This is a genomic window from Streptomyces atratus (assembly GCF_900119365.1).
GTDB classification, from domain to species: Bacteria; Actinomycetota; Actinomycetes; order Streptomycetales; family Streptomycetaceae; genus Streptomyces; species Streptomyces atratus_B.
The window spans coordinates 1-10,597 of the sequence record NZ_FPJO01000063.1; the positions used below are offsets into that span (position 1 = coordinate 1).

General features: G+C 68.2%; 11 protein-coding genes and 1 pseudogene. 6 read left to right on the forward strand and 6 right to left on the reverse strand.

From position 1 onward, the window contains the following. The 3 genes and pseudogenes from BT364_RS38100 to BT364_RS38110 all read right to left on the reverse strand — a co-directional run. A pseudogene (locus BT364_RS38100) lies at nucleotides 1-427 on the reverse strand (IS1380 family transposase); the annotation flags it as partial. Between the two features lie 249 nt (nucleotides 428-676). Further along, complete coding sequence (locus BT364_RS38105; RefSeq protein ID WP_079179860.1) at nucleotides 677-1,441, reverse strand: pentapeptide repeat-containing protein; 765 nt, start codon at nucleotides 1,439-1,441, stop codon at nucleotides 677-679. Nucleotides 1,442-1,492: 51 nt separating this feature from the next. Beyond that, nucleotides 1,493-2,563: an ABC transporter permease gene (locus BT364_RS38110; RefSeq protein WP_072489714.1), complete on the reverse strand. Its 1,071-nt coding sequence runs from the start codon at nucleotides 2,561-2,563 to the stop codon at nucleotides 1,493-1,495. Nucleotides 2,564-2,686: 123 nt separating this feature from the next. On the opposite strand from BT364_RS38110, the gene BT364_RS38115 reads away from it, so the two are divergent. Beyond that, nucleotides 2,687-3,175, forward strand: coding sequence for a MarR family winged helix-turn-helix transcriptional regulator (locus BT364_RS38115; RefSeq protein WP_256260422.1), 489 nt, complete (start codon nucleotides 2,687-2,689; stop codon nucleotides 3,173-3,175). Nucleotides 3,176-3,239: 64 nt separating this feature from the next. Here BT364_RS38115 and BT364_RS38120 read toward each other — a convergent pair whose 3' ends face one another. Beyond that, the gene (locus BT364_RS38120) at nucleotides 3,240-3,938 is read right to left on the reverse strand and encodes a hypothetical protein (protein ID WP_256260423.1); all 699 of its coding nucleotides are present in this window, start codon (nucleotides 3,936-3,938) and stop codon (nucleotides 3,240-3,242) included. Nucleotides 3,939-4,376: 438 nt separating this feature from the next. Here BT364_RS38120 and BT364_RS38125 point away from each other — a divergent pair, with 438 nt between their 5' ends. The 5 genes from BT364_RS38125 to BT364_RS38150 all read left to right on the forward strand — a co-directional run bounded on the left by BT364_RS38125 (nucleotide 4,377) and on the right by BT364_RS38150 (nucleotide 9,002). Next, nucleotides 4,377-4,904 (forward strand): GNAT family N-acetyltransferase, encoded by a 528-nt coding sequence (locus BT364_RS38125; protein WP_072489715.1) that lies wholly within the window; start codon nucleotides 4,377-4,379, stop codon nucleotides 4,902-4,904. A gap of 746 nt (nucleotides 4,905-5,650) precedes the next feature. Beyond that, a complete protein-coding gene (locus tag BT364_RS38135; protein WP_256260424.1) occupies nucleotides 5,651-6,646 on the forward strand; it encodes a tyrosine-type recombinase/integrase in 996 nt (331 codons plus the stop codon). Then, complete coding sequence (locus tag BT364_RS38140; RefSeq protein ID WP_072489717.1) at nucleotides 6,643-6,966, forward strand: helix-turn-helix domain-containing protein; 324 nt, start codon at nucleotides 6,643-6,645, stop codon at nucleotides 6,964-6,966. Before BT364_RS38135 ends, BT364_RS38140 begins: the two co-directional genes overlap by 4 nt. Before the next feature lie 14 nt (nucleotides 6,967-6,980). Beyond that, nucleotides 6,981-8,576 carry a site-specific integrase gene (locus BT364_RS41245; protein WP_072489718.1) on the forward strand — a complete coding sequence of 532 codons (1,596 nt, stop codon included), beginning with the start codon at nucleotides 6,981-6,983 and terminating at the stop codon, nucleotides 8,574-8,576. Nucleotides 8,577-8,597: 21 nt separating this feature from the next. Beyond that, nucleotides 8,598-9,002, forward strand: coding sequence for a hypothetical protein (locus BT364_RS38150; RefSeq protein WP_072489719.1), 405 nt, complete (start codon nucleotides 8,598-8,600; stop codon nucleotides 9,000-9,002). Nucleotides 9,003-9,408: 406 nt separating this feature from the next. Here BT364_RS38150 and BT364_RS38160 read toward each other — a convergent pair whose 3' ends face one another. Beyond that, nucleotides 9,409-9,624 carry a peptidoglycan-binding domain-containing protein gene (locus BT364_RS38160; protein WP_072489721.1) on the reverse strand — a complete coding sequence of 72 codons (216 nt, stop codon included), beginning with the start codon at nucleotides 9,622-9,624 and terminating at the stop codon, nucleotides 9,409-9,411. Then, entirely contained in the window at nucleotides 9,594-10,421 is an 828-nt protein-coding gene (locus BT364_RS44515; RefSeq protein ID WP_371268706.1) for a helix-turn-helix domain-containing protein, read from the reverse strand. Before BT364_RS44515 ends, BT364_RS38160 begins: the two co-directional genes overlap by 31 nt. Nucleotides 10,422-10,597 lie beyond the last annotated feature (176 nt).

The window sequence follows — 10,597 nt, forward strand, 5'->3', positions numbered from 1 at the left end:
CGATGAACGCCTTCTCGCCGGAGCCGGGCAGCAACGGGGTGTGCGCGGCCAGTTCGCCGAGGAACCTGCGGTGTACCGCGTGCAGTTGGAGGGCGTGACCGTGGGTGAAGGAGCGGAGGAAGGTGCCCAGGGTGGACGGGGCACGGACCCCTTCGAACACGGCCGACATCGCACCGTGGCGCAGAACGTCGAGGTCGTCGATGCTGTCCGCCCCTGCGGCCATGCCGCCCACGATGCCGGTGACCTTGGCATCCGCCGAGGCACCCGCGCCGTTCTTCGCCCCGGTCAGCCTCACCTTCTCCCTCACCAGCCGGGGCAGACCGCACCGCTCGGCCAGCCGCATCACCGGAACCAGCCCGGCATGCGCGATCAGGCTCGCGTCAGCGAAGGCAGCGGAGACCGCCGCCCGCGTGTGGGAAACTTGCATCTCGGAAGTGCCTTGCTGATTGTGCGTGCTGGAAGCCTGAAGAACTCCCATCATCGCAGGTCACAAGGCACTTCTTCGTTCTCCGAGACGTTATCCACAAGGCACGGGTCGGTGGATCGAGGCTTAGAGGCCGCGCAGATAGGCGTGGTGGTGGTAACCCGACTACGAAACAGCACAGGTCTTGGCGATCACGGAGATGCGACGCTCTGTGATCGCCGGGGAGACCAGTGTCTGTCTTGCTATCAGGGTTCAGCCGATGACGTTCAGGCCGAGGGCGGCGCAGATTTGGGCGGCCTGGTCTGGGGAGATGACCGCGCCGCGGAACTGGGCGGCGGTGGCGAGGGTGAGTTCGCCGAGGTCGGCGCCGCGTAGGTCGGCGTCGGTGAAGGTGGCGGCCCGTAGGTTGGCATCGGCAAGTCGGCAGTCTTCGAAGGTGGAGTCGCGGAAGTCGGCGCCACCGAGGTCGGCTTCGGTGAAGCGGATGCCGACGAGGTGGGTGCCGCGCAGGCTCAGGCCGTTGAGGTTGGCGACGGCCAGGTTGCAGCGGGCGAGATTGAGGCCCAGTCCGCGGTGGCCGGTGAGGCGGGCGCCGATCATGCGGCATCCGGTGAAGGTGGCGTCGGTGAGCATGGCGCCGCCCCATTTGGTGTTGGCCAGGTCGACGCTGTCGCAGATGAGGTCGCCGCAGTCGGCGTCGGTGAAGTTGGCGCCGGCGGCGCTGCCGCCCTTCCAGCGGGCCTGATCGAGTAGGGCGCCGGTGAAGTCGGCTGTCACGGCGGTGCAGTCGGTGAAGACGGCCTCGGCGAGTTGGGCGCCGCGTAGGTTGGCTTCGGTGAAGGTGCAGCGCGTGAATGCCCGGGGGCGCGAATCGCGGCGCAGGGCTGGGCGCAGGTCCAGGCCGGTGAAGTCGAGACCGGTCAGCTCGGTTTCGGTGGCGATCAGGGTCAGTGGGTCACCTGGCGGCCGGGCTGGGTCGGTGTTGTGGTCGTTGAACGGCGGTGGCGCTTCGGTCACGGGTTCGGCCTCGTTCTGGGGTGTGGCGGTGGATGTGCGCTGGGGATGCGATCAGCGGGAGGGGATGGGCTCGGCGGTCTGCCGGGGCAGGGTGTCTGTGTTGTTGCGGTGGGCGGTGCGGCGGGCCTTGACGGCGTCGTACATGAGCGTCAGGGCGAGGCAGGTGACGGCCCACAGGGTGAGGGCGAGCCAGTAGCGGCTGATGCCGTCGCCGGCGAAGTACATGATCTGGCGCAGGCTGCCGGATGTTGAGGTCATCGGCAGCAGGTCGTGCAGGGTGCGGATGGGTGCGGGCATGGTCGCGATGGGCAGGGCGGCTCCGGAGGCGGGCATGCCGAGGAACATGAAGATCCCGACGGCGGGCAACGCGGTCATGCGCCCGCAGAAGCGGGACAGGAACAAGGTGGCCATGCCAACGGCCATCACGGTGAGCCAGCCGGTGACGAGGATGGCGGGGGCGAAGCCGTGCACGGCGCCCAGGAGGGGGCCGCTGATGAACCAGACGGCGACTGCGGCAACGGCGCCGAAGGCGGCGAGCGTGGCCACCGTGCGCCTGAGGGTGAGGGCGGTGCCGAACACGGTCGAGAGCATGACGGCTGACAGGTAGCCCGCGAGGGTCAGGCTGATCGCGGCGTACATGGTGCTGGTGTCGCTGGTGTCGTGGGCGCTGAGCGGGACCAGGTCGCGGACCTGGAGGAACTGGTGCTGCTGGACAGCGGCGTTCTGGAACGGCAGGGCGGCCAGGTTGACTTGGGCGGCACCGGCGGCTGAGGCGATGTAGAGCACGGGGCCGTCTGGCTGCTGCGGTTGGGCGAAGGCGGTGCCCGCCGTACCGGCGCTGCGGTCACCGGGCGTCGGCGTGGGGACGTAGGCGGCAGCCACGGCCCGGTGCGCTACCAGCTGCCGGGCCTGTTCGGTGGAGGTGACGGTACTGACGTCATACGCATCGCCCAGAGCCCCGCGCAGGGAAGCGGCCAGTGGCTCCGTCTGCGCAGATGGTCCGGCGACCGTGATCTTCAGGTGGTGCGGGGTCGGAGCGTGCATGGCGGCGGTGTAGATGCCGACCAGCAGTGCGGCCATGGCGAGCGGGAACAGCAGCACTCGGGCTATCGGTCGGGTCATGTCTCCTCCTAGGGACGTCTCGGGGATGTCGCGCCTCCCGGGGCAAATACATCTAGCAAGATACATCTCTTGTGATGCATTATGACGGATGTATCATGAGAGATGTTCCCGAGGAGGATGTACGTGGCATTGCCGACCAGTTCCCTGGACCTCGCTGAGCTGCACCATCTCGGCAGGCGGCTCACCGCTGCCGCGATCTCGGCAATGAAGAACGCCTCCGACCTGGGGCCGACCGAGCTTCTGGTGCTGGAGCACCTCTACACCGCCGGTCCGCAGCCGGTGGGGGCCATTGCCCAGCGCACCGGCTTCGCCCAAAGCCGGGTATCCACCGTGGTGGCGGCGCTGCACAAGCGGGGCCTGGTCGAGCTGGGAGCCGACCCCGCCGACCGGCGCCGCACTGTCGCCAAGATCGCCAACCATGCCCGCGCCCAGGCCCGGGAAGCCAGGAACCGGGATGCGGAACCGACTCTGCGACAGATGCTCCCCGCACTCGCCGACACAGAGGTCGACGCGGTGATCGCCGCACTGAAAACGCTCAACAGCGCCCTGAGCGAGGCGCCGCCAGACACCTCCAGCGGCACTGACCCCCAGTCGAGCGGTCACCCAGAGTAAGGGTGCATGCTCCCACTACTCACCGGACGTTTCGGCCCCGACCGACCCGTCCTGCACTGGAACGTCAGGCTCGGTCCGGCAGCAGTTCCGCGTTGAGTACGGCGATGCCCGCCTCGCCCTGCTCGAACAGGGCGATCAGCTCCTCGGGCCCGGCATCCGGACCGGCGGTGTGGTCGACGAGGAGGACCGGCTGGAACTCCCCGCCCTGCTCGACGGGGACGAAGCCGGTGGTCAGCTCGCGGCGGAGCAGGACGACCCGGTCGGCGTCGAGCGGATCTGAGGGCAGTGCTCCGGGCAGTACGCGCCCCTCCTCCGGGCGAGCCCGGAGGCTGTGGGCGAGGAGCGTCACCGCGAGCCGGTCACCGGTCCGCTCGTAGCGGGCGGCCAGATCCTCCGGCAGCAGATAGAAAACGCCCTCCTCGCCCTCGTGCCCCCGGTCGAGCAGAAGCCGCGCCAGCCGGGCTCCGGGCTCGTCGGCGTGCGAACCGAGCCCCAGAAACACATCACGCCCACCGGGCCCGAGGGAGGGCACCGCCCCGATCCACAGCTCGGCGGAGCCCTCCGGGGTCTGCTGGATGTCGTCGTCCTTCATCATGGCGGCGATCCAAGCACACGGCACTGACAGGGCGTTGTCAGTGCGCTGCTCGCGGCGCAGCGCCCGGGGTGACCCGGTGACCACCTCGTACGCCCCGAGGGAGCCCTTGCCCGCGCTCTCGGCGGAATTGCGGCCCCTGGTGGTGGAGGCGCTCGACCGGATCCTCACCAAGGAGTCCGAGCTGCTCGAAGCTCTGGGAGGAGTCGGGCGCCGAGAAGTGGAAGGCGGGGGTGCGGAGACTGCGGGAGGTCCTGGCGGGAGCCTGACCCGCGCACGCACTTTGGGGGCTCCCCCCGAGACGCGGAAGGGGAGCCCCCAAAGTGCGCGGCGGGGGCTCCCCGGTACGAGGCGGGCGGCCTGGCGCCCGGTGCGGCGACGCGGGCGAGCACCTTGTCGAAGCTGCACACTGCTGCGACGCGGGCTCGAAAGGCCCTCGATGCCGAACAGGCAGGGACTACTTCTTCGGCTTTCGAGTACTTGAGCCTGCTGGTTAATGGCCGGTTCCCAGACGTTGACTGCGACGCCGCCTCCGCAGCCTGGCTCCGTGGCGCGGGCACCTCCCATAGGCTGGCCGTCTCATCGACGCACTGCGACGAGGATCAGCCCATGCGCAGCAGCACCAGGATCCGCCTGATCGAGCCCACCGACGCCGCCCCGATCGCCGCGCATCGGGTGCGGGACTTCGAGGCTTTCCGGCCGTGGGAACCGGCCCAGCCGGCCGACTTCTTCACCCCGGAGGGGCAGGCGGAGCGGATCGACAGCCTGCTGGCCGGATACCGGGCCGGCGCGGTCTGGCCGGGCGTGGTACTCGCCGATGACCAGGTGATCGGGCAGGTCACCGTCGGAGGAATATTGCCGCAGCCGCACCTGCGCCGCGGCTCCGTCGGATACTGGATCGCCAGCGTCGCCCAGAATCAAGGGCACGCCGGGCACGCCGTCGGGCTTGTACTCCGGGTGATGACGGACGAACTCGGGTTGCACCGCGCCGAGGCGTCCACCAATCTGGAGAATCTGCCGTCGCAGCGGGTGCTGCGCCGCAATGGGTTCAGCCCGTACGGCGTCGCGCACTCCTCGATCTTTCTCGACGGGAGCTGGCGGGACGGGCTGCTGTGGGAGCGGGTCCTCGGCGACTGACTTCGCCGTTTCGGTTGAGATGGGGCCGGAAGCCGGGGAGGAAATACGAAAGTGCCTTCTGAGCTGGGACGATGAACCTTGTCGAGAGGTTCTGTCAGTCCAGCGGAAGACACTTTCTGCGTGCAGGGATGGCAGCATTTCGCAACCACCCCTGCCCCGCAGCCGCCCGCACCCGGGGAACCAGCACGCAGCGTGGAGGAACGTCTTGCCTACCACTCCGCGTTCGTCACCGTGCAGACCCCGGCGATCGACACGCTCACCACGAGCGTGCGGACCCTGATGCTCCTTGGACGGCATCAACAGGCCACCGCCCGGCCCTCGCTGATCGTCACCGGCCCGGGGGCGGCCGGGAAGACCACCGCCCTGCTCCACGTCGGGCGCGCCTGCCACCTCGCCCACACCGCACAGCACCCACCGGCCACCCCCATGATGCAATGCCCTTCCTGGCTCTGGTCAGATGGTCAGTCGCCGCCGTCGGCGTCGTCCGCACGGTGTGTGCGACATCCCGTGGGTTTCTTTGAGGCCTCGGGAGAGTCCGACCTGCTGACCAGAGGGTTCTTCCCTTCCTCCTCATCTCAGGCCTCAGTGAGAAAAGTTCAAGATTCATGAAGTAGTCTCAGTTTCTGCGATGGTTCCACTTTCTGGGTGAAGCTGAGGGGGCTCGGGTTGGCGCTGTCGCTGTACGGGATCTGCGCGAGCTCCGGGCGCCGGCCTCGACCGAGGAGCTGGAAGCGTTCGAGACGGACGTGCTGGCCGGGTTCGTGCTGGCCCGGGCCTCGGCCGGGCTGGCGGACGGCACCATCCGCGGGGACGTCGGCAATCTTGAACAAATCCGGACGTGGTTCGGTCGGCCGTTGTGGGACATGGAGCCCTCGGACGCAGACTCGTACTTCGGGCGGGTCCTGAGGGGATCGCCCAGCGGTACCCGGCTCGCTCGGCCTCAGGCGCTGACGACGTACTTCGCGTTTCTGGAGTTACGGCACAAGGTCGAAATCCACCAGCTGACCGGCCGAGTGGTGGACTGCCCGATCGACGAGATGAACCGTCCCCGCGGCAGCAAGGACGCCCAGCTGCGGATCCCGCCGACCTCACCCGAGGTCGGCAAGCTGTTCACGGGCTGGGCCGGTGACCTGGCCACTTGTCGCAAGTTCGGTCCCACCGCCCGCAACTACACCGCCGCGAAGCTGATGGCCGGGTTGGGGCTGCGGGTGAACGAGGCGTGTCGGCTGGACCTCGCGGACATCAAGTGGGACCTGGGCCGGTTCGGCAAACTACACGTCCGTTACGGCAAGGGCTCCCGGGGCTCGGGGCCGCGCGAGCGGATGGTGCCGCTGATCAACGATGCCGGGCGGACACTGCGGTGGTTCATCGAGGACGTCTGGGGTCAGTTCGACGACGACCACACCCGCCCCGGCGCCCCGCTGTTCCCCTCGGAGCGCAAGAATGCCGATGGCTCGGCCCGTCGGGTGGGCGACGACGCCTTGCGAACTGGCTTGACCGGGGCGGCGATGCTCCATCTGCCCGACTGGGCCGAGAAGTTGACCCCACATGTGTTGCGGCACTTCTGTGCGTCCGAGCTCTACCTGAACGGCATGGACCTGATCGCGATCCAGGAGGTTTTGGGGCATTCCTGGATCGCGACGACTATGCGATACGTCCACGTGCACCGCACGCGGGTCGAGGACGCCTGGGTCGCCGGGCAGGAGAGAGCCGCACAGCGGCTGGGAGGACTGATCCGGTGAGGTGGAACCTGCGGCTGACCGCCGCAAGCAAAGGCATTTGGAAGGCATCTGACCTGCAACGGAGCCTGGCCGAGCATGGCCTGGTGATCTCAGCGGGCAAGATGTCCGGGCTCTGGTCCGGCCAGCCGATCTCTCTCAAGCTCGACGACCTGGACGTCATCTGCGTCGTGCTGGGCTGCGAGATTGGGGACCTGCTGATCCCGCAACCGGAGACGGTAAGCCGCCCCGGCCAGGACACGACCCAACAGACGGCGGTCGGCTCGTCGCCTTCTGTCGTGGTGCCCAAGCGCCGCGACGGCCGCTCGCTGCCGCCGGCCTGACGGGAGATCGCCAAGTGGGACGAATACGGGCCGACAAGCCCCCGGCCTCATGCATTGGGTGCTTCGCCTGGGGCCAACTGCCCGGACGGCTCTGTCGCGGCTGCTATACCTACGGCCAGGCGCATGCCGTCGCGGCATGCGCCGGATGCCGCCGAGAGGTCGCGGTCCATGAGGAACACGGCTACTGCCGCCTCTGCCGGGCTCAGGCCACCTGGGAGATCAAGGCGGCCGGCGTCACCGGCAGAGACTCACTGCTACTGCCCTTCCTCCTCCAGGTGAAGCACCAGCAGTTGTTCTTCGCGAACACGCAGCGGCCCCGCAACGGCGGCCGACCAGTCGGCAAGGCCGGCCGCAAGAGGCTGCGAGTCAAGCCCCCGGCCGCCGTTCCGCCGCCCACTACCAACTGGCATCAACCTGAACTGATCACCGCTGCACGGGACTTCGGACAGTTCGACCGCAAGCGGCACGCGGACCTCAACAACCCACAGCTGATCCGGGCCCGCCGGGAGGCCCTCGCGCTGGGCGAGGCCCGAGGCTGGACCCGTTGGATTGCCAGTGACGTCGACCGGGCCCTGGTCATCGTTCTGTCCGGCCACGTCGAGGGTGAGGTGATCCGATACTCCGAGATCTTCCCGCCACTGCGAAGCCGTGGACTGTCCGTCGGCCACACTGCCGAGGTCCTCGACCGGCTCGGCCTGTTCGCCGATGACCGCACTCCGTCGGTCGACCGGTGGCTTGCCCGCAAGCTCGACGGCGTCGCTCCGGGGATCCGACGCACCGCCGAAGACTGGGCCCGCACCTTGCTCGACGGCGGCCCGCGCGCACAACCACGCGCTCTGAGCACCGCCCGCGGCTACCTCCACGAGGTCCGGCCCGCGCTTCTGGAATGGTCCGACCGATACGACCACCTGCGGGAAGTCACCCGCAAGGACGTCCTTGACGTCCGGGATGGAGTCAGCGGCCATCAACGTGAAAACCGCATCGTCGCCCTGCGGTCCCTGTTCCGCCACGCGAAGAAGACCAGTCAGATCTTCAAGAACCCAGCCGCCCGCATTCCCATCCCCAGGCCGATCGAACCGGTCCTACAGCCTCTCGACCAGGCCGATGTCGACGAGGCAGTCACCGCCGCCGCCCGCCCACATGCGCGGCTCATCCTGGCCCTGGCCGCCGTCCACGCCGCACGGCCCAGCATGATCCGAGCGCTGCAACTCGACGACGTCGACCTGGGCAACCGCCTGATCGCGATCGCCGACCACATTCGCCCACTGGACGACCTCACCTACCAAACCCTCGTGGAATGGCTGGACTACCGGCGCAACCGTTGGCCGAACACCGCGAACCCCCACCTCCTGATCACCCAGAAGTCTGCCGTCGGGCGCGGACCCGTCGGGAAGCTCCGGGCTACCGAAGCCACCCGCAATCTCTCAGCGAACCTGGAACGGCTCCGCGTCGACCGCCAGCTCGAAGAAGCCCTCACCCACGGCGCCGACCCACTCCACCTGTCCCTCGTCTTCGGCATCGACGAGAAGACCGCCATCCGCTATGCGGCCTCCGCCCGCCAACTTCTGGAAACCGCCGCCGAACAGGACACCCATGAGGACAGACACTGACCCTCTGCCATTCTTCCTTCCATGTCCGCACGAAATCGAAGACTGTCCCGGCACCGTGCCTGGCCACTGACCACCACCGACATCAACGAGTGTCTCGGCGCCCACATGGCCCGCGTCACGGACCTGCGGTTCCTCACCGGGCATGACAGCGGGACGATCGTCCTGGGAGTTGAATGGGTTGCTCCAGAACCCTTCAACTACGGCCGCGGCATCCACCCGGACATGGTCGGCTTCCAAATCGACGTCCACCCCGTCAGAGCAGCTGAACGCGCCGCCATCCGTGCCCTGCTGAAGGCGCACGCCCTCCCGCAACTGCACGAATGGGTCACACAGGCCATCGCCGCCGCCGAGACCTGGCGACAGACCCCTCACCGCCACTACTGGCGACTCACCGACGGTCACCTCACCCACCGCGACGAAGCGTGAAGCGAATCCGGACGACGCCCCACGACTCCATACTCAGCGTTGTCACGCACACGGGTTCACAACAAACCCAAGGGGCCCCACCCGGGAATCAGGGCAACGGACCCCCGGGTTCCCGCTGAGAACCCTTCAGTTATTGCGAACCCACGGGGATCAAGGCCTTGTTCCCGTATAGCTACCGCCAGGTGGCGTGTAGCCCAGTGTTACTGCCGTGGTCCTCGTTTCTCAACTGGCCGTCGGAGCCTCGGGCTTCGACCTGCCGGGCGCGCCGCTGCGCGCGTACGCCAGTGCCAGACCTGTCCGGGGCCGACCAGTCCGGCTCGTCCCCGGGGTCCTTCGTCGCCACCTTGGTCACCTGCAGCCCGGCGGCCCGGCCCCGGGTGTGCGTCCTCCCGCTGGATCGCCCGTTTCAGTGTCCGCAGCCGGACATGGGGGTGTCGAGGTATTTCCAGGTCTGGGGTCCGACCTGGCCGTCGGGATTGGGACCGCTGCAGCGCTGGACGGCGCGTACGACGGTGTCGGTGCTTCCTCCGAAGTTGCTGTCGAGGGCGAGGGTGTAGTCGTAGTTGTAGTTCAGCAGGCACTGGATCTCCTTCACCTTCGAGCCGACCATGCCCTTGGCCATGCCCTGCTTGCGGTCCCAGTTGTAGGGGCAGTTGGCGCGGCCGGCGGCGCCGGGCGAGGCAGCCGTGCTGGGAGAGGCAGAAGCAGAGGAGGAGGCCTGGCCCTTGGCTGAGCTGCTGGGGTGCGGTGACTTCGTGTTCGTGTCTTCGTCGCCCGGGGTGTCCTGCTCTTTGTTCTTCTTCTCGTCGTCTGTCGGGGTCTTGGTCGGTGCGGTGGTGCTCTTCGAGGCAGGGGAGTTTCGTCGATCACTGGCTGGTCGTCGCCGGGGCGGTTGTCGCCGCCGACCTCTATGGTGATGGGGTTCTCTGTTCCGTAGGCCGAGTACCAGCGTCCGACCAGCAGCAGCGCGGCGAGGGCTGCGGCGGTCAGGGCGAGGATTCTGATCCGGCTCCGGGAGGCAGTGGCCGGCTTCGCTGGTTCGGCCGGGCCGGGCGTGGATGGTGCGGGAGCAGGATCAGGAGCTGTCGGCGGCACGGGATCCGGTACGTCCGGTGCGGGGTCTGCCGGTGCGGGAACGGGCGCCGTTCCGGGCGGTGCCTCTTCCTGGGTGCGGCGGGCTTGGTCGGCGGTGTCCCAGAGGCCGAGCAGGGTGTTCTTGTCGAGGCCGCGGCGGGAGCAGAGCCGTTCGACGGCTGCCCGGGGTGGGAACGCGGCGCCTTTGAGAACCCGGTTCCAGGAGAAGCGGGAGTAGCCGGTGTCATGGGTGAAGGCGTCCAGGGAGAGGTTCTTGGATTCCTTGACCTGTCGCAGTGCCTGGAGCAGTGCGGTGACTTCCGGCAGTGGCTGCGCGGGTGGCATGTCGCCTTGTTCGGGTCGCACGGGTCCTCCCCCTGTACCGATGTGATCGCCGTGTTCCAGAGCCGTTTCTTTTCGCAGGTCAGGGGCCTTGTGGAACGGCCGGGACGGCGCGGTACGGCTGGAATGGCGATCAGGCTACCGGTGGGACGGCGGTACCCCGAATCTTCATCTCGTCG

Bases quoted from the DNA above. Each gene is read 5' to 3' on its own strand.
- BT364_RS38110 (WP_072489714.1), bottom strand. From the start codon at position 2,563: ATGACCCGACCGATAGCCCGAGTGCTGCTGTTCCCGCTCGCCATGGCC.
- BT364_RS38125 (WP_072489715.1), top strand. From the start codon at position 4,377: ATGCGCAGCAGCACCAGGATCCGCCTGATCGAGCCCACCGACGCCGCC.
- BT364_RS38150 (WP_072489719.1), top strand. From the start codon at position 8,598: ATGTCCGCACGAAATCGAAGACTGTCCCGGCACCGTGCCTGGCCACTG.
- BT364_RS38160 (WP_072489721.1), bottom strand. From the start codon at position 9,624: ATGGCCAAGGGCATGGTCGGCTCGAAGGTGAAGGAGATCCAGTGCCTG.
- BT364_RS44515 (WP_371268706.1), bottom strand. From the start codon at position 10,421: ATGCCACCCGCGCAGCCACTGCCGGAAGTCACCGCACTGCTCCAGGCA.